General features: G+C 51.8%; 15 protein-coding genes and 6 tRNA genes. 4 read left to right on the top strand and 17 right to left on the bottom strand.

The genetic code is table 11. The features are described 5' to 3' along the window. Positions 1 to 120 precede the first annotated feature (120 nt). From lonB to BLQ99_RS03625, 7 genes are all read right to left on the bottom strand, one after another. Positions 121 to 1809: an ATP-dependent protease LonB gene (lonB, locus tag BLQ99_RS03655; RefSeq protein ID WP_093688446.1), complete on the bottom strand. Its 1689-nt coding sequence runs from the start codon at positions 1807 to 1809 to the stop codon at positions 121 to 123. Between the two features lie 139 nt (positions 1810 to 1948). Then, positions 1949 to 3211: an ATP-dependent Clp protease ATP-binding subunit ClpX gene (clpX, locus tag BLQ99_RS03650; protein ID WP_093688243.1), complete on the bottom strand. Its 1263-nt coding sequence runs from the start codon at positions 3209 to 3211 to the stop codon at positions 1949 to 1951. A gap of 12 nt (positions 3212 to 3223) precedes the next feature. Further along, positions 3224 to 3835, bottom strand: coding sequence for an ATP-dependent Clp endopeptidase proteolytic subunit ClpP (clpP, locus tag BLQ99_RS03645; RefSeq protein WP_093688241.1), 612 nt, complete (start codon positions 3833 to 3835; stop codon positions 3224 to 3226). A gap of 28 nt (positions 3836 to 3863) precedes the next feature. Further along, positions 3864 to 5153: a trigger factor gene (gene tig / locus BLQ99_RS03640; RefSeq protein ID WP_093688239.1), complete on the bottom strand. Its 1290-nt coding sequence runs from the start codon at positions 5151 to 5153 to the stop codon at positions 3864 to 3866. Between the two features lie 184 nt (positions 5154 to 5337). Next, positions 5338 to 5412: transfer RNA gene (locus tag BLQ99_RS03635), tRNA-Gly, on the bottom strand. A 111-nt stretch (positions 5413 to 5523) separates the two neighbouring features. Then, the gene (locus tag BLQ99_RS03630; protein WP_093688237.1) at positions 5524 to 6822 is read right to left on the bottom strand and encodes an ATP-binding protein; all 1299 of its coding nucleotides are present in this window, start codon (positions 6820 to 6822) and stop codon (positions 5524 to 5526) included. A gap of 118 nt (positions 6823 to 6940) precedes the next feature. Beyond that, positions 6941 to 7807: a response regulator gene (locus tag BLQ99_RS03625; RefSeq protein WP_093688235.1), complete on the bottom strand. Its 867-nt coding sequence runs from the start codon at positions 7805 to 7807 to the stop codon at positions 6941 to 6943. Between the two features lie 375 nt (positions 7808 to 8182). On the opposite strand from BLQ99_RS03625, the gene BLQ99_RS03620 reads away from it, so the two are divergent. The 4 genes from BLQ99_RS03620 (at position 8183) to BLQ99_RS03605 (ending at position 12277) form a co-directional block, all read left to right on the top strand. Beyond that, positions 8183 to 9424: a radical SAM/SPASM domain-containing protein gene (locus tag BLQ99_RS03620; protein WP_093688233.1), complete on the top strand. Its 1242-nt coding sequence runs from the start codon at positions 8183 to 8185 to the stop codon at positions 9422 to 9424. A gap of 502 nt (positions 9425 to 9926) precedes the next feature. Further along, positions 9927 to 11288 (top strand): TrkH family potassium uptake protein, encoded by a 1362-nt coding sequence (locus tag BLQ99_RS03615; protein WP_245690239.1) that lies wholly within the window; start codon positions 9927 to 9929, stop codon positions 11286 to 11288. Between the two features lie 30 nt (positions 11289 to 11318). Further along, on the top strand, positions 11319 to 11978 hold the full coding sequence (locus BLQ99_RS03610) for a potassium channel family protein (RefSeq protein WP_093688231.1): 660 nt from the start codon (positions 11319 to 11321) through the stop codon (positions 11976 to 11978). 104 nt (positions 11979 to 12082) lie between these two features. Continuing rightward, positions 12083 to 12277 (top strand): hypothetical protein, encoded by a 195-nt coding sequence (locus BLQ99_RS03605; RefSeq protein ID WP_093688229.1) that lies wholly within the window; start codon positions 12083 to 12085, stop codon positions 12275 to 12277. A 650-nt stretch (positions 12278 to 12927) separates the two neighbouring features. Here the strand turns inward: BLQ99_RS03605 and BLQ99_RS03600 are convergent. The 10 genes from BLQ99_RS03600 to BLQ99_RS03555 form a co-directional block, all read right to left on the bottom strand. Continuing rightward, the gene (locus BLQ99_RS03600; protein WP_093688227.1) at positions 12928 to 13440 is read right to left on the bottom strand and encodes a methylated-DNA--[protein]-cysteine S-methyltransferase; all 513 of its coding nucleotides are present in this window, start codon (positions 13438 to 13440) and stop codon (positions 12928 to 12930) included. Further along, the gene (locus tag BLQ99_RS03595; protein ID WP_216093625.1) at positions 13427 to 14011 is read right to left on the bottom strand and encodes a bifunctional transcriptional activator/DNA repair enzyme AdaA; all 585 of its coding nucleotides are present in this window, start codon (positions 14009 to 14011) and stop codon (positions 13427 to 13429) included. Before BLQ99_RS03595 ends, BLQ99_RS03600 begins: the two co-directional genes overlap by 14 nt. A 191-nt stretch (positions 14012 to 14202) precedes the next feature. Beyond that, positions 14203 to 14285: transfer RNA gene (locus BLQ99_RS03590), tRNA-Leu, on the bottom strand. Positions 14286 to 14356: 71 nt separating this feature from the next. After that, positions 14357 to 14432: transfer RNA gene (locus BLQ99_RS03585), tRNA-Lys, on the bottom strand. Positions 14433 to 14436: 4 nt separating this feature from the next. After that, positions 14437 to 14512 (bottom strand) — tRNA-Gln (locus BLQ99_RS03580). 12 nt (positions 14513 to 14524) lie between these two features. Continuing rightward, positions 14525 to 14601 (bottom strand) — tRNA-His (locus BLQ99_RS03575). A 412-nt stretch (positions 14602 to 15013) separates the two neighbouring features. After that, positions 15014 to 15090: transfer RNA gene (locus BLQ99_RS03570), tRNA-Arg, on the bottom strand. 88 nt (positions 15091 to 15178) lie between these two features. Next, positions 15179 to 16498 carry a polysaccharide deacetylase family protein gene (locus tag BLQ99_RS03565; protein WP_171904584.1) on the bottom strand — a complete coding sequence of 440 codons (1320 nt, stop codon included), beginning with the start codon at positions 16496 to 16498 and terminating at the stop codon, positions 15179 to 15181. A gap of 122 nt (positions 16499 to 16620) precedes the next feature. Next, positions 16621 to 17559: a cysteine synthase A gene (gene cysK / locus BLQ99_RS03560; protein WP_093688223.1), complete on the bottom strand. Its 939-nt coding sequence runs from the start codon at positions 17557 to 17559 to the stop codon at positions 16621 to 16623. Between the two features lie 89 nt (positions 17560 to 17648). Then, positions 17649 to 18350, bottom strand: coding sequence for a B3/B4 domain-containing protein (locus BLQ99_RS03555; RefSeq protein ID WP_093688221.1), 702 nt, complete (start codon positions 18348 to 18350; stop codon positions 17649 to 17651). Between the last annotated feature and the right edge of the window lie 90 nt (positions 18351 to 18440).

The following is an 18440-nucleotide window of genomic DNA, read 5'->3' as shown; positions in this document are numbered from 1 at the left end:
TCACAAAAACGTCAGAGTTAGTTTCAACGTAGGTATTTATAAATATTCTTAGCCAGGCGGAAAATCCCTTTTCGCCATGCTTTCGGCAAAGAAAAAGTGAGCCTGGGAAGGCCCACTTCGCTATCCTTGCACCCCTGCCGCCGTTAACAGTTCCGGTTTTGGCGCCACCAATTCCAGGCGCGGCGCCTGGTCGACGGTTTGCATGAGGGCGTGGCTAAGCACCTCCTCAACCGTATCAACCGGGATGACTTCAATATCCATGTTTTTAAACAACTCTTGCCAGTTTTCCCGCGGAATGAGAACTTTTCGCACCCCGGCCTGCTTGGCGGCCGCTACTTTAGCGCTAACCCCTCCTACTGGCTTGACCAGACCGCGGATGGAGATTTCTCCCGTCATGGCAACCGTGTTATCAACCGGTATTTTGTGCAGCGCCGAATAAATGGCCGTTAACACCGTCACGCCCGCCGACGGACCGTCGATAGGCACACCGCCGGGAAAGTTGACATGGATGTCGTATTTATGGCAGTCGATGCCAAAATGGCTGGCTAACACCGTAAGTACATTATCGAGCGACCCCTTGGCCATGCTCTTGCGCCGCATCGTCCGGCCCGAACCACCGATTTCCTCTTCGTCCACTACGCCGGTCACCGTTAGCTTCCCCGTGCCGTAGGCATTAGGAACGGCCGATACCTCTACTTCCATCATCGTTCCGATATTCGGCCCGAACACGGCTAAGCCGTTGACCAAACCGACCGTAGGGTGGGCAGGAATTTTCTTGTCCGGCCGGGGATTGTACTGGCCAAAGTTTATTACCCATTCGGCATGGGCGCGGGTGATGGTCTTACTGCCCTCATTCTGGGCCACTCCGGCCGCAATCTGGATAATATTTACCGCCTCACGCCCGCTGGTAGCATAGCGTTTAACAACATCCAGCACGCCGTCCGCGAGGGCAAACCCGATTTTTTTGGCGGCATTGCCGGCGATAAGGGAAATTTCGTCAGGCAAAAGCGGCCGGAAATAAATTTCAACGCACCGGGACCTGATGGCGGGCGGAATTTCGTGGGCCATGCGCGTCGTGGCCCCCACCAGCCGGAAATCGGCCGGCAGGCCGTTTTGGAATATGTCGTGGATATGGGAAGGGATGTTGGTATCCTCACTGTTATAATAGGAACTTTCCAGAAATACTTTACGGTCTTCCAACACTTTAAGCAGTTTGTTCATCTGGATGTGGTGAAGTTCACCGATTTCGTCGATAAACAGAATGCCGCCATGGGCTTTGGTAACAGCTCCCGGTTTGGGCTGGGGAATGCCGGCCATGCCAAGAGCTCCTGCTCCTTGGTAAATTGGGTCATGTACCGTACCGATAAGCGGATCGGCGATACCGCGCTCGTCAAACCGGGCGGTAGTGGCATCCATCTCCACAAATTTGGCATTGGGCCCAAAGGGCGACAGCGGGTTGCGTTTGGCTTCTTCCAGTACCAGGCGGGCGGCAGCAGTCTTGCCAACGCCTGGCGGCCCGTAGATAAGCACATGCTGTGGGTTTGGCCCGCAAAGTGCGGCTCTCAGTGCCTTTAGTCCTTCTTCCTGGCCGACGATTTCGGCGAAAGTCGACGGCCGCGTCTTTTCCGCCAGCGGTTCAGTCAGAGAAATCTCCCGAAGCCGCTGCAGTTTGTCCATTTCCTTTTTGGATTCCCGTTCGACCGCGACCCTGTTCCCCTGCTGTGACCTGAGGAGATTCAGGAAATACAGGCCGATGACAACGGCAAAAAAGAACTGGATCAAACTGATAATGTTAACAGCGTAATCCACTTTGCCCAAATACCTCCTTTCCACAGCAACCATTAAATATGTGGTCTTAGTATGGGCAGAGCGGACCTTTTTATCCTGGCAAAAACCGGCAAAACAGGCTGCTTTTGGCAAAAAAAAAGAAGGAGATTGCTCTCCTTCTTTACGCTGTTTCTTCCTTCTTCTTGCTCTTGCGGTCGGCTGTAACTAAAATTGGTTCCTCTTTGTTTAAGACCACTTCTTTGGTGACAATGCACTTGGTTACGTCGGCGCGGGACGGAACCTCGTACATGACGTTGCGCATCAGGTTCTCAATGATGGCCCTAAGACCCCGTGCCCCGGTATTGCGCTTGAGCGCTTCCTGGGCAATGGCCCGCAGGGCGTCTTCCTTAAATTCCAGCTGCACGTTGTCCAGTTCGAGAAACTTCTGATACTGCTTCACCAAAGCATTTTTGGGCTCGACCAGGATCCTCACCAACGCATCCTCATCAAGCGCGTCAAGGGTGACAATAATCGGCAACCGGCCGACGAATTCGGGAATAAGCCCAAACTTGAGCAGGTCTTCCGGCAGGATTTGCCTGAGGATTTCGCCTACCTGCTTCTTTTCGCGGCTCTTGATGTCGGCGCCAAAGCCGAGCGTCTTCTTTCCAGTACGGGCGCTGATAATCTTATCAATCCCGTCAAAGGCACCGCCGCAGATGAAAAGGATGTTGGTTGTGTCGATCTGGATGAACTCCTGGTGCGGGTGCTTACGTCCGCCCTGCGGCGGTACGCTGGCGACAGTGCCCTCCAGAATTTTGAGCAGCGCCTGCTGCACGCCTTCTCCGGAAACGTCGCGGGTTATGGACGGGTTTTCCGATTTGCGGGCGATCTTATCAATTTCATCGATGTAGACAATCCCTTTTTCGGCCTTTTCCACATCGTAGTCGGCAGCCTGGATGAGTTTCAGCAGGATGTTTTCAACGTCCTCGCCGACATAACCGGCCTCAGTCAGGGAAGTGGCGTCGGCGATGGCAAAAGGAACGTTGAGAATTTTCGCCAGCGTTTGCGCCAAAAGCGTTTTGCCGCTGCCGGTAGGACCGAGCATGACGATGTTGGACTTTTGCAGTTCCACATCTTCCATCTTGCTGCCGAGATTAATCCGCTTGTAATGGTTGTAAACGGCAACGGCAAGCGTCTTCTTCGCTTCTTCCTGGCCAATGACATACTGGTCGAGAATTTCTTTGATCTCTTTCGGTTTGGGTATGTCTCTCAGCTCAAGCTCCATGTCCTCGCTGAGTTCTTCTTCGATGATCTCGTTGCACAGCTCGATACACTCATCGCAGATATAGACACCGGGGCCGGCAACCAGTTTCTTGACTTGTTCCTGTAATTTACCGCAAAAGGAACACTTGAGTTGTCCCCTGTCATCCCCAAACTTCAACATCTAACCACCTCTCTATCTGGCAGTCCGGCCGTCTTTGCGCTGCTCACCCCGAACCACGACGGCATCAATTATGCCATATTCCTTTGCTTCTTCACTGGACATAAAATAGTCGCGCTCCGTGTCGTGTTGGATCCGTTCTAAAGGTTTTCCGGTATGGCGCGCCAGAATATCATTGAGGATTTCCCGCAAGCGCAGGATTTCCCGGGCCTGGATCTGAATGTCGGTGGCTTGGCCCTGCGCACCGCCCAACGGTTGGTGTATCATGACGCGCGCGTAAGGTAAGGCATAACGCTTGCCGGGAGCGCCGGCCGCAAGCAATACCGCCGCCATGCTGGCCGCCGAGCCAAGGCAAATGGTAGACACGTCGGGTTTGATATACTGCATTGTGTCATAGATGGCCAAACCGGCGGTAACCACTCCGCCCGGGCTATTAATATAAAGATGAATGTCTTTGTCCGGATCTTCGGACTCTAAAAACAAAAGCTGGGCAATAACCAGATTAGCCAGATGGTCGTCAATAGGCCCGCCAATGAAGACAATGCGGTCTTTTAACAGGCGGGAATAGATGTCGTAGGCCCGTTCCCCACGGTTAGACTGCTCAACAACGATCGGCACAAATGTCATGAAAACCACCTCGAAATCAAATTGGGTCTTATTCGGCTACAGCGCTGTCGACGATCAACTTGGCCGCTTTCTTGCGTTTCACCGTTTCATAAAGGGCATTTACGCGTCCCTGTTCACGGATGATTTTCGCCACGTCTTCGACCGACGCGCCATAGCTTCGCGCCATCGCAACAACTTCGGCCTGCATATCTTCGTCACTGACCTCGATCCCCTCGGCTTTGGCAATTGCCTCCAGTACCAGGTCGGTTTTAACGCTATATGCAGCCGCTTCGCGATAATTCTGCCGCAGGCCGGCCATATCCATTTTGGTGGCCTTGAGGTAATCGTCAAGTTTCATGCCGCGGTTCTGGAGATTAATATCCAAATCGCTGACCATATCGTCAATGCGCTGTTCGATCATAACTTCCGGAATATCTACCGTAGCATTGTCTACGGCCAGCTTGATGGCTTGGCTGCGGAATTCCCGCTCAGCCCGCTCGGCTGCGGCCTCTTTTAATTTATTCTCGATATCGGCCTTTAATTCCTCCAGCGTGTCAAACTCGCTGACATCCTTAGCAAAGTCGTCATCCAGCTCAGGCAGTTCCTTACGCTTGATGTCGTGGATTTTAACCTTGAAAGTAGACGCTTTGCCGGCTAATTCGGGCACGAAATAATCTTCGGGGAAAACAACGTTGACCTCGCGCTCTTCGCCGGCTTTAGCGCCGAGCAGTTGGTCTTCGAAGCCGGGAATGAAGCTGCCGGAACCAACCTCCAGCGGATAGCCCTTGGCATCGCCGCCCTTAAACGGTTTGCCGTCAATGAAGCCTTCAAAATCAATAATCGCGAAATCGCCTTTTTGTAAAACGGCATCCTCTACGACCACCATCTTGGCATGACGGATGCGCAAATTTTCCAATTGTTTTTGCACGTCTTCGGCCGTCACTTCCGCCACCAGTTTAGCAACCTTTAGCCCTTTGTATTCGCCGAGCGTTACGTCTGGTTTTGTAACTACCGTCGCCTTGAACCGGAGGGGTTTACCTTCTTCAAAAGTAAGGATTTCAATCTCCGGCCGGGTTACCGGCTCGGCCTTTTGTTCGTCCAGGGCCTGCCAATAGGCCTTGTTAGCCAGCAGGTCAAACGCCTCGTCTTTTAAAACGTCTTTGCCCACATGCAATTCCAAAATATTACGCGGCGCCTTGCCTTTGCGGAAACCAGGGATGTTCACCCGGGCAGCCAGTTTTTGATAAGCTTTTTGGAAGGCTTTAGCAACCTCTTCCTGGGGTACTTCCATTTCCAGAACCAACTTATGATTGTCTATTCTCTCCGCTGTTACCTTCATTTATGTAATCCTCCTCATTTTTAAAAATACGGCATTTGCTGGTTTTTCTTTTTCATTGTTAGTATTGCCGGATTTGGTATAAATGCAATCAATTCAGCCATGCCATGCATAATATGATACCATAATCGGCAAGCAAACACAAGCAACACGGAAAAATCCCGGCATTTTATTGCCGGGATTTTTGTGGAGCGGAAAACGAGATTCGAACTCGCGACCCTCGCCTTGGCAAGGCGATGCTCTACCACTGAGCTACTTCCGCATAGGTAATTATCAAGATGACATAATTAAGTATAGTATCAATTACGATATTTGTCAACAAAAAGGCTAAAAATTTTTTTGATAGGTTGCTAACGGCTTACACTGCCAAAAACTAATCCTCGTTAATAACCAATCTACTGCGCGGTACCGTTACGACAAAGACAGCACCGGCGCCAGGCTGCGAACTAACACTGATCGAACCGCCCAATGCCTCCGTCAAATTTTTCACATGGGCAAGCCCCAACCCGGTAGACATCTTACCGGTACGGGGCGAAAATTTGGTCGAAAAGCCGGGGTTGAAAATGAGCGCAAAGTTCTGGGGATGAATACCGCAACCCGTATCTTCGACCCTAAACACGATATGGTCGTCTGCACTGGTTTGCGCTACCCTGATAGCGCCAGTCTGGCCGCAGGCCTCGATGGCATTTATAATCAAATTGTCCAGCACCGAAACAATTGTGTAGTGCTTATCGGTCACAAAATCCTCACTATAGTCAAAGGTAATGGAGATGGGGCTTCCCATTTCCGCCAAATAGCGTTGCGTATTCTGCTGAATGATGAACAAGATTTCCGACAGCTTCATGGCATTGTCCGTAGTCGAAGACTTAAGGATTTTCTCTATTCCCGCAATAACCCTGACATACACCTTTTTAATCTCGTGGATATCTCGGGCGATCGCCAGCGCCTTGGCGGCGCTTGAGGCGTGATCCGCAGGAGCGGCGCCGCTATTTTGCAGGTGGTTATACAGCCAATAACTTTGCTCCATTACCTGCTCAATGTCCTGCGACGATTTTCTCAGATAAAAAACTTCCGCCCGCAGTTTGGCGATCATCATCGTAAGTTCGGCATAACGGGCGCGCTGTTCCTCTTCCAGTACGAAAGCATGATACCGGCATAATAGCGCATACCAATAAACGGCAACAATGGCGCGCAAAACGGCCACGGCAATAATACTGGCAAGAATAGCTTCATTACCGGCCACGTTCAAGGGACGAAAATAAATCTCCACCAAATTACTAATTATGTCTGCCAAACTGATAAGCAAGATCGCGACCGGCAAGTTATCAATACATTTTCGAACCCGAAAAACATGAAAACAGATGCCGAAAGACAGGTAATAAGCCAGCGAAGGCAGATTTTTAAAGACCACCGCCTCAAAGCTGTCATCACCTAAAACAAAGTTGGCCGCCGTCCGTAAAATGACAATGGCGATGCCGCTCAATACCGCCGTCGTAAGCACCGACAGTCGGGCAAAGTAAAGCAGCAAGGTGGAAAGCACCGCTACTCCCAAGGTAAACCGGAACTGATTGTCGAAAGGATAAACGAATACCATGCTGGTAAGCGTAACCAGCAAGATAGCGTTAAACAAAAGTTTGTTGCGTTCTTGATTGCGTGCAAGGACGGGGAGCATGCTTTTCACCATCTTTCGGGGCTGTCGGCAGATACCAACCAAAGGTGGGAATTGACGCGTGACCTCACAGGCGTCAAGCAACCGAAACTATCCTGGAATGCGGTATGCCATTTGCCAATCAGTTCAGATTAGCGGCAAAAATCAAGCCTTCGATAAACTTTTTAACGTTAATTTTTCCCCGGTAAGTGCTTTTACCGTTAATAAAGTTAATCTCCTGCCGCACTTCTTTAAAGTCAAATAACACCGTACTGTAATTTTGGAATTTCTCATTATAGTAATCTTCAATACCGAGATTGGCCAAATTTTGCAGCGCCTTGGCGATCGCCCGCCGCACCCGCTGCTCGATTGTTTTGGCATCTTGCTGTGTTTTTGCCGACAACTGGCTATAGACATCGCTTAACTGGTAACAGTAATTCGCCGTTCCTTCCGACCAAGCGTCTACCAGCTCGACAATCTGGTAAATATCTTTCGCGCCGGCTTCGCCAATAATCCCGATATCGGAAAATATCCGGTACACATTGGTCTTTAAGTTGTTTTTCGGCTGCTCCGCCGACTTTAAAGCTACCGAATATTGCGAAGCCGTCTGCTGAATGATGGAAACGAACTGCCTTAGCCGGCGACTTTCTTTTACCCGGTTAATGACCGATACAACTTCGAGAACGTTGATGGGCTTATGAATAAAAAATTCAATGCCGCATTCATACGCCCTGGTAATCATGGGTTCACTGTTAACCTGAGAGATCATAATAAATGATGTATCCAGCCGGTCGGCCGCTAACTTTCTTATCAGCTCGACACCGTCCTGCTTAGGCAGCAGCAAATCCACCAGGGCGATATGCGGCCGCTCCTCGCGGATAATTTTTTCCGCGGCAATTCCGTCGCCGCATTCCGCCACTACTTTGCCCAGCTCATATTCGTTAATTATGTGCTGAATAATTTTGCGGACACTAACATCGTCATCGACCACAACAAAAGACACGTTCATAAGTCACGTCCCCCTCGGACCACTTCCCTTAGTTATTCAATAAATTTCGACAAACCCCTTCAGTTTTCGTCCAAGTAAAATAAAATTCCATCAGGGCATCGCGGCGTCATTGCCGGGATGTTTTTTGCTGTGAAAATGGCGTTTTGCCTGCGCGGTGTTAAATCTTCACCCTATTTTACACTTCTGCAAGGTTACGACTGCCGTCCCTATTACTGGGGCTATGGCTGCCTTCCTCTATAAAACTTCATATTCCCCTTTCCTCCTGTTCATATTCCCCTTTCTTCCTGCGCCGCGAGCGGCGCCTTTTTTCTCGCCGCACCCCTACCGGCGCCGCCGCATATGATGTAGAAAAATGCGCTAAAGGAGGACATTTCTTTGTATTATCGCCTTCATCCCCACTGCTACCTCGTCCGCGGGGCCAAGCGTGGCGCCATCTACAACCTGCAAACCGGCAAGGTGCATTCTATTAATAAAGGGGCCGTCGATTTTCTCCTCGCCTGTGAAAATAGTGCCCTGGAAGATCTGCTCGACCTCGCTTTGCCGGAAAACAAGCCGCAGCTGGCATTTCTCGACAAGCTAACGGCCATGGGTCTGGGCTCATTTTACCTGAGCCAACCGGCCGAGCGTCCGGCACCGCCGCAAGTCGCGCCGCCCAAGTTAGAATTTCTCTGGCTAGAACTCACCGCAAGCTGCAATAACCGCTGCCTGCACTGCTACGCTACCAGCGGCCCCTGTGCCGACTACGACGCCGTGCCCCATGACCGCTGGCTGTCCCTTATTACCGAAGCCAGGCAGGCCGGAGCCACGGCCATTCAATTTATCGGCGGCGAGCCGCTGCTCTACCCCCGATGGCAAGAGTTAGCCCAGCGCGCCCGCCAGGACGGCTATGAAATCATTGAAATTTTTACGAACGCCACCCTCATTGACGACGACTGTGTAAAGTTTGTTAAAGACAACCAAATCAGTATTGCCACGACCATTTACGCCGCCAATGCCGCCGTCCATGACCGCGTCACCTTAAACCCCGGCAGCTTCAATCAGACGATGGCCGCCGTCCGTAAACTATTGGCCGCCGGTGTACCTTTGCGCATCGCTTCCATTATTATGAAAGCCAATGAGGAAGAAGCCGAAAACATTATGAAACTATGCGAAGAATTAGGCGTGGAAGTAACGCCGCCTGACGTCGTTCGCCCCACTGGCCGCGGTGACAATAGCAAGCTGCTGCCGGACAAATACCAAAAACCTCCCGTCAGACCGCCCTTTTTCACCGATGAGGAAAGCTTTTTCCGGGCCCAGTGTTATCACTCTTGTTTAGCCGGTAAAATTGCCATTACCGCCGCCGGTGACGTCATCCCCTGCATTTTCGCGCGCGACCAGATATGCGGCAATATTCTTCGCCAATCACTGGCTACCATCCTGGCAGGTCAAAAACTACAGCAATGCTGGCGCACCACTAAAGACCAGGTGGAAAAGTGCCAGGACTGCGAATATCGCTACGCCTGCACCGATTGCCGTCCGCTGGCCCAGGGAAGCGATACCGCCAAACGTTGGCTCGCCTGCTCTAATGATTGCGACTATAACCCTTATACCGGAAAATGGAAAACGATTAAAGAGTGAGGAATTGCGTCAAAAGGAGCGACGGGCCTGTTTTTTTTTTCATTTTCCGCCCGTCGCTACCTAAAACAGTGTCTTTGCCCGTTAAAACAGAACTTTCTTTCTGCTATTGTTGCGCTATAATCTATTTAGACTGCTGCACGAGACTACAAGGCCAAATTAGCTACGGTAAAATAACCGTTGCGGTTTTTCTTTTTGCTTGCATTTTAGTCTCTGCCCGCCTGGCCTCAGGCCGCTCGACAGGGCATATCGTGGATATTAAGGCATAAACTAAAGAACCGTCAAGACTATTGTCGCAGCATGTCTGGAGACAAGCCACGGGGTTTTGGTCCCGCGAGTTTGTAAGCCGGTGCGTGGGGCGCTAGGCCAGAGGGTTAGCACTTCGTCCGCGCCGGCTTTTTTATATTTCACAAAGTATGGAGGAATATTAAAATGAGCGGATAGAACCCCGGTTATGATGAGTTATTTTTCCATTCACCAATCCATGTTTGTTGGAGGAATCATTTTGAGTATTGACCCAAGAACCGACGACCTGCTAGACATAGCGAAATGGCGGCTGACCCCCTACCAGGTGCTGGTGCTGGGGTTTGCCGGCTTAATTTTCGTCGGCGCCCTGCTGCTGACCACCCCCCTAGCGTCGGCCAGCGGTAAACCCACGCCGTTCGTTGACGCTCTCTTTACCGCCACTTCCGCCGTATGTGTTACCGGTCTGGTGGTGGTGGACACCGGTAGCCACTGGTCATTGTTCGGGCAACTGGTCATTATCAGTTTAATTCAGATCGGCGGCCTGGGCATCATGTCCATGGCTACCTTGATCGCGCTGCTGATCGGCAAGAAAATTCAGCTCCGCGAGCGGCTCATAATTCAGGAAGCACTCAACCAGTTCACAATGGCCGGCGTGGTGCGCCTGATGATCTATGTCATGAAGACCACGTTCATCATTGAACTGATCGGCGGGACCATTCTCGCCATCCGGTGGTTTGCCGATTATGGTCCGCGAGGCATCTACTACGGATACTGGCACGCCATTTCCGCCTTTTGCAATGCCGGCTTTGACCTGTTCGGCGACTTTCGCAGTCTGACCGGTTATGTGGATGATATAACCGTCAATATCGTCATTACCATGCTCATTATTCTTGGCGGCATCGGCTTCACCGTCATTGCCGACGTGTGGGACAACCGCCGCTTCAACAAGTTTTCGCTCCATACCAAGCTTGTGCTATCCGTGTCCGCTTTTCTCATCATCTTCGGAGCGGCGGTAATTTTCCTGCTGGAATGGAATAATCCCGCCACCCTCGGCAGCCTAAACTGGCAAGGCAAACTTCTCGCCAGCTACTTTCAGTCCGTGACGCCCCGCACCGCCGGCTACAACACGCTCGATATCGGTAAGCTGGAAAGCGGCACCCTGTTTTTCCTGATCATCTTAATGTTTATCGGTGCTTCACCGGCCTCAACCGGTGGCGGGGTTAAAACGTCAACGTTTGGCGTATTGGTTCTCGCCATCGCTGCCCAAATCAGCGGCAAAAATGACGTTGAAGTTTTTCAGCGCCGCATTCCGGTAGCTACCGTTTATAAAGCCTTCACGGTCGTCTTTTTGTCGGCGCTGCTTGTCATTTTGGTCACGTTGGCGCTAACCGTGACTGAACAGGCGCCGTTTTTGAACGTGTTGTTCGAGGTTGTCTCCGCTTTCGGTACGGTAGGCTTGTCAACAGGTATCACGCCGACACTGACTGTCGCCGGCAAACTCTGGCTTATACTCACCATGTTCGCCGGTCGCGTGGGGCCGGTGACGCTGGCCCTGGCTATCGCCCTGCGGGCGCGCAAAGGCGCTTTGCAGCTGCCGGAAGGCCGGGTTATTATCGGTTAATATCGTTACAGACAAGAGAGGTATTATATTATGAAAAGGAATAAAAGTTTCGCCGTTATTGGCCTTGGCCGTTTCGGCACCAGTGTTGCCCGTACGCTTTCCCGGCTGGGTTATGAAGTGCTGGCTATCGATACCAAAGAGGAACGGGTCCAACAAGTTGCCGACGAGGTTACTCATACCTACATCGCCGATACAACCGACGAAAATTCGCTTAAGGCACTGGGCATCCGCAACTTTGACGTTGTCGTCGTAGCCATTGGCGAAGATATCCAGGCCAATGTCTTGACCACGCTGCTATTAAAAGACTTGGGCGTAAAATACATTGTCGCCAAGGCCCGCAATGAACTGCACGGTAAAATGCTGGAAAAAATCGGGGCCGACCGGGTAGTGTATCCCGAACGGGATATGGGACAGCGGGTAGCGCACAACCTTGTCTCGACCAACGTCCTTGATTATATCGAACTGTCGCCCGACCTCAGCCTCATCGAGACCAGTGCGCCCCGCTGCCTGGTGGGTAAAACATTGGCCGAAGCGCGGCTGCGGGAAAAATATGACGCCAACGTCGTAGCCATCAAGCGCGGTGATCAAATTATCGTCCCGCCTAATCCCGGGGAAAAAATTCAAGCCGGCGATGTCCTCATTGTCGTAGGCCGTAACGGCGGTCTGCAAAAATTGGAAGAACTGGAATAATAATTAATACATTTATGCTGAAACTTCCAGGTATTTGTCCGTCATTCTGTACGAAAATAAATAATGGACCCCAAACAAAATCACAAAGGAGGTCGTCCAAGAACATGGCGGACAAACAAAAACTGCAAACCAGCAAATCCAAGTACGGCACCTTGACGGCGACGCAAGACGTTAATGCCGACTATTCGTCGTCGAACGCCTCACCCACTAACACCAAAGCTACCGGCAAACAAAAAGCCAGTAAATCCGAATACGGCACACTGACGGCCAAAGCTGACGCCAACAACGATTACGAATAATCGCCAAAAAGCTGCCCTCCCATGGGCAGCTTTTTTGGCAGCGTCCGGTAAAACACCGCCACCGGCTAGCCAAACGCCCCAAAGCCTTTCCACCTATATACGGCGACGGAAAGCCCCTAAATTCTCGAGCATAAAATCAGGAGGTGCCCAAATATGTGCCCTTACCGCCGACCTGTCCATGAAATTTGCGTGGATAAAACCGACTGCCGCCGTGAATCCCCCTCTGACAACCCCCAGGAAAAAAATATGCTTGAGCCTACCGGCCACTGGACCAAAGACCATATACGCAAAGTGTATGAGGATAATCAGCAACAAAAGGTGAAATGACAATTTAGGCCTCCGGACAAAACCGGAGGCCTTCTCATTTTGCCGGCAAAAGGCAGAAGATATTGGCTTAACCGTACGGGCTTGGTATTAGTCGCCAAACAGCGTTCGCCATAAATAAAAAGTAGCATATGCTTCCCATCCTCGACATTGGCCGGCCAGCTTTCTAATCTCGTCAACCGTGTGCTTGACATCCCGCTTCAATCGCCTTTTTATTGCATTCTGCAAGCCCACGTCATCTACCAGAAAGGCAGATGAGAAAATTCCGTCGGAACGTTAATTGCAATAAGCATTCCCATAGCTTTCAGCCTTCCACCGTCCAAGCTCTAATTTATCCCCATTTCCCCCCCATTTTCCGGCGTTAACGCATTTTCAAGCTGTAGCAAATACCGCTTAAAATCGGTACGTGCCCCCTTATAACCAACTAACCCTCCATTTTTCCCCACTACCCGGTGACACGGTATAAATATGGGCAAAGGATTTTTAAAATTGGCCAGACCAACTGCCCGACAAGCCTGGGGCTGGCCGATCGCCGCGGCAATATCGGCATATGTCCGTACCTCACCGTACGGTATTGAACTTAGCACTTCCCATACCCGCCGGCAAAAATCGGTCCCGGCAATGGATAAAGGAACGTCAAACCGGCGCCGCTGCCGCAAAAAATACTCCTTTAACTGACGAATGGCAAAATCGCACCGGGCACTGTCCCGCTGACACCCGGTACTGCCTATGTACTCTTGCCAATCCCTACTGTCTATGGCTACCTTGCATACCCCTATATCATCCACGGCTACATATACAGGACCCAACGGTGTTTGCACTGCGTCATAGACAATCATGGCGCAATTCCCCTATCTCCCTGACTTTCCGGTATTTTTTGGGCGGCAGGCCCATGTGTTGACGAAATGCCGTATAAAAACCGGAAACGCTCCTAAAACCGACGGTTAAGCAAATATCGGTATTATTCAGAGAACTGTGCGCTAACAGCTCTGCGGCTTTGTCTATCCGGATGCGCCGTAAATATTCCTTGGGCGTACAGCCGGTGACTCTCTTAAATAAGCGCTGAAAATGAAAAAAACTAATCCCTATCCGTTCGGGTAATTCCGCAAGTATATCCGGGTTGTGATATTCGCCCCGTAGCAGTCGGCAAGCCAACTCGACAATATCTTCTTCCGGGCGGTAATGCGCCCCTAGATCAGGGCGGCACCTTTTGCATGGGCGAAAGCCGTCATGAAGGGCCTCATCCAGACTCGTAAAAAAGACTACATTTTCGCGGTTGGGAACTTTGGACTTACATGAGGGGCGGCACACGATCCCAGTCGTTTTTACGGCGTAGTAGAACGCGCCATCATACCGGGCATCATTCGCCGCAACGGCTTCCCACATCTTGGTTTCCGACAGCTTGGTCATGCTCTCACCCCGCGTAAGAAAGCTGCACTTTGGTTAATACGTTTTTATCATACCATAAAGCCGAAAATATTTCGTCCGAATTTATGCTATGCAATTCCTCGCTCCTTACCACTGTCGCATTGTTGCTCATTTGCTGTATAAATAAAAAAGGCTTCACGGCTAAAATACCGTGAAACCTTATCGCTCTATATTGGTGCGGGCGAAGGGACTTGAACCCCCACGGTTGCCCAACGGATCCTAAGTCCGTCGCGTCTGCCAATTCCGCCACGCCCGCATACTAACTTAGATGTGTCAATATCATATCACAGACGGCTAATACCTGTCAATTTTCCTCACACAAATAAATGGTGACCCACGATGGACTCGAACCATCGACACCCTGATTAAAAGTCAGGTGCTCTACCTACTGAGCTAGTGGGTCACACTGGCAGGGGCGGCTGGACTCGAACCAACGCATGCGGGAGTCAAAGTCCCGTGCCTTACCGACTTGGCTACGCCCCTATATAAAACTTGTGGGGTGACTGGAGGGATTCGAACCCTCGAATAACGGAGCCACAATCCGCCGTGTTTGGCCTCTTCACCACAGCCACCATGATCATTTCTCGCGACGAAGTATATTTTATCAGACTTGCTCAATTATGTCAAGCATATCTTTAATTATTTTTCTTCGCGCCGCCGCCGCGAGTAACGACAATGGTAAGTATAGCAGACTTGCCCACTTGTCGCAAGACCTTTTTGCGACAAATTGTTCGTTTCACCTGCCTTTTTAGTGCCTTCTTTTCTATATATCATCCATATGCAAAGCCGGGCACCGCTTTATAAGCGGCAGCATCCGCCGACCTGCTTACCCTTCGCAAACTAATAACCGCGTCCCTGACCGGTTATTTGCCTTACATGATTTCAAAACACCCCTGACCAGTAGGCGTCCGAGTCGAGTAAATTAAGAAAATAGTTACCTACGGCAAAAATAAAAACCGCCGATCTTGGCGGTTATGCTTGAAGTGGCGACCCCGGCAGGATTCGAACCTGCGACCTTTTGATTCGTAGTCAAACGCTCTATCCAACTGAGCTACGGAGTCACAGCAGATGTTGTTGACACTTGTTTATTATAGCCGCTCTACCCTATCTTGTCAACTTATTATTAATTGGAAATTTCTGTTTCTGTCACTAACCGGCGAGCAGTTCCGTCACGGTAACAGGATTATAGCCGCGGGCGCGCAGTTCGGGCAGTATTGTCCGCAACGCGTCAGCAGTGTTGCTGCCATGGAGGTGGAAGAGAATGATGGCGCCGCCTGAGACCTGGCTGAGGATTTTATTCGCCATGCTCCAGGCTGACACCCCTGTCCAGTCCCGGCTGTCCACATTCCACATAACCAAAGCGCGGTAGCCCATCCCGTTCAGCACGGCGCTAAGCGTGCCGTTATAATCGCCATAGGGCGGGCGAAACAGGTGGGTATAGCGGCTGCCGACCGCCCGCTCCAGCGCATACTGGGTAGACATTATCTCACTGCGCATTTCGTCGGCGCTCAACCGGGAAAACGATGGGTGGGAATAAGAATGGTTGGCAATCTCATGGCCGTCGGCTAAAATGCGGCGCGTCAGCTCCGGATTGGCGTCCACCCAGCGGCCGAGGAGGAAGAAGGTGCTGCGGGCATTGTACTCCCTGAGGACGTCAAGAATTTCCCGCACCTGGTAGTAGCTGCCGCCGTCGTCAAAAGTAAGCGCGACAAGCGGGCGGTCGGCGCGGCCGCTGTTCACTACGGCATAAAGACCATGCTGGCCGGACGATTTAGCCGAAGAAGCCGGCGGCGCGGCTGGCTTGGCCGCCGCCTTGAGGGCGGCGACGGTAGTAATTTTAAACCCTTTGGCTTTTAGTTGTTTGACCACTTCGGGCAAGGCCGCTGCCGCATGCGGCGCCTTTATATTCACATTAATAACCGTTCCCGCCTTGGCCGATGTAATGACAAACTCGGTAACAGCCTGGGGCGACATAAGCGTCCAGTCGCCGGTATCGAGGCCTCTGACGACGACGGCGCCGCGATCGTATTGCTCTACCGCCTGCAGGAAATTGTCCTCGTAATAATAAAAGGGCGGGCGGACAACCTGGGGGGCTTTACCGGCAGCAGTCTCCAGCGCCTTGGCCGCGTCAGCCAGTTCCTTTGCAATGTCCCCGCTGCTCACCTCCGCCCAATAACGGCGCTCCCGGCCATAATTGCCAAATTCCAGGCCTAAGGCAACGCCTTTTTTCACCAGCGCGGCCTGGGCGCTAATCACCGGTTCCCGGATAAACAGCGTAGCCGCAATCCCTTCGTCGCGGCATAAATTTAAGATACTTTCCAGTTCGGGAGCCGTCTCGATGTTTTCCACCGTCAGAGCCACGACGGGGCTAGTCACCGGCCAACCGTCCACCACCGGCGGCGCGGCCGTTCCTGTCTGAGTAAATACGACGGCCATTAAAAAACCAAAAACCAGGATAAACCTTTTCAACCGGCGCCATCTCCTATTCTGAAAAAAACTCCACATAGACAGTCTATGGCGCCAAGTTCCCATTTAGTACAACCGGAATCTAATAAATAAACCAGCCCTGCATAGCGCAGGGCCTTGAATAATCAATCTTCGTACTGGAACAGCGGCGTAGACAAATACCGCTCACCTGTATCAGGCAAGAGGACAACAATCGTTTTGCCCGCATTCTCGGGCTGCCTGGCCAGTTCGGTAGCGGCGAAGAGAGCGGCGCCGCTGGAGATGCCAACCAGCAGCCCTTCAGCCTTGGCTAACTCACGGGCCGCAGCGAAAGCTTCTTCCGTTTTTACTTTAACAATGCCGTCAATAATGCCGGTATTGAGAATAGCAGGGACAAAACCGGCGCCAATCCCCTGGAGCTTGTGGGGACCGGCCTGCCCCCCCGATAAGACCGGCGAATCGTAGGGCTCTACGGCGACAATCCGCACGTCTTCTTTGCGTTCCTTGAGCACTTCGCCTACGCCGGTAATCGTACCGCCGGTACCAACACCGGCGACAAATATGTCAACTTGCCCGTCAGTGTCCCGCCAAATTTCCTCCGCTGTCGTCCGGCGGTGCATAGCGGGGTTAGCGGGATTTTGAAACTGCTGAGGCATAAATGCGTTCGGCAATGCTGCCACCAGTTCTTCCGCCTTACGGATGGCCCCCTTCATCCCTTCCGCGCCCGGCGTCAACACCAGCTCGGCGCCAAGGGCTTTTAGCAGGCTGCGGCGTTCAACGCTCATAGTATCAGGCATGGTGAGAATGAGCCGGTAGCCTTTGGCCGCGGCGACAAAGGCCAGGCCGATGCCGGTATTGCCGCTGGTCGGCTCGATAATGACCGAGTCTTTATGGAGCAGCCCCCGTTCTTCGGCATCCTGGATCATGGCGTAGCCTACCCGGTCTTTGACACTGCCCAACGGGTTAAAATATTCCAGCTTGGCGACAAGGCGAGCCTTAAGCCCCTGACGCTCATTATAGTTCGCCAGCTCCAGCAGGGGCGTATTGCCTATTAGCTCGGTTAGATTTTTCGCGATTTTTGCCATAATGCACCTCTAATTCCTAGTATTCCAGTCGGTTTATTTATATTATAACCCGACGGAAATTTACCAGTCAAGTCTTGGCATACTTTCGCTTACTTTAAGTCCCACTCGGCAACGGGACAATCTCGGTCGACGAAAAACACGGCTGCCCGGCCGCCCAGCCGGGCGACGAACTCGGCTAGCTCATCGCGGGCGGCTAAAACATCGGCTTTGTTAACATCGGCGAAACCGTCAATCGGGAAAAAGATATACCGCGACTCAGCAACGATCTTCGCTTTTTCGCCCTGACGCCACACCCAGCGGCGGGTGCGCACCTCAACATCATCGGCGTAAACAATCTCGCCGGGCGGCACAACTTCCACCTGTTGTTCGCCGAACGGCGTGAACACATCGCCTTCACGGCTAAGCCGCAATCGCATATCCCCGGTCATACGCTCCAGGTCATGCGCTCCCATGGGCAGCACATACTTAAGCGAAAGGGCGTTAACTAAATCGACAACAGGATTAATTTGCGGCAACTGTCCGGATTTATAAACCCGGGTATGAAGCGCTTCCACCGAGCTTAAAAATTTGTTCGGATTTAACTGCATTTTGGCAAACGCCTCGCGCCATACCCGGATTGACGGGTGACTGCGTACCCCCTCGGGGAATTTGGCCGGCGCCGCTGCCACCGCCGCCGTCAAGAGCCGGGCGACCGTCTCAAGCTCCCGGGGCTGAAAATCCGCGGCCACGACGACGCCGAAACATGCCGTAGGAAAGAGCCGGAAAATATCTTCACTAACTTCGAAACGCATGGCAATCTTCTCCTATTGATATAATCGTTAGTATTCCCAGCCGGCCGGGCTATATACCGTATTTTCCCAAATGTTCTTGCCGACGCCGCC

The sequence above is a fragment of the Sporolituus thermophilus DSM 23256 genome, assembly GCF_900102435.1.
Classification (GTDB): Bacteria; Bacillota; Negativicutes; order Sporomusales; family Thermosinaceae; genus Thermosinus; species Thermosinus thermophilus.
Note: the sequence above shows the minus strand (reverse complement) of the source record. Positions and strands in the feature narration are given on the sequence as shown.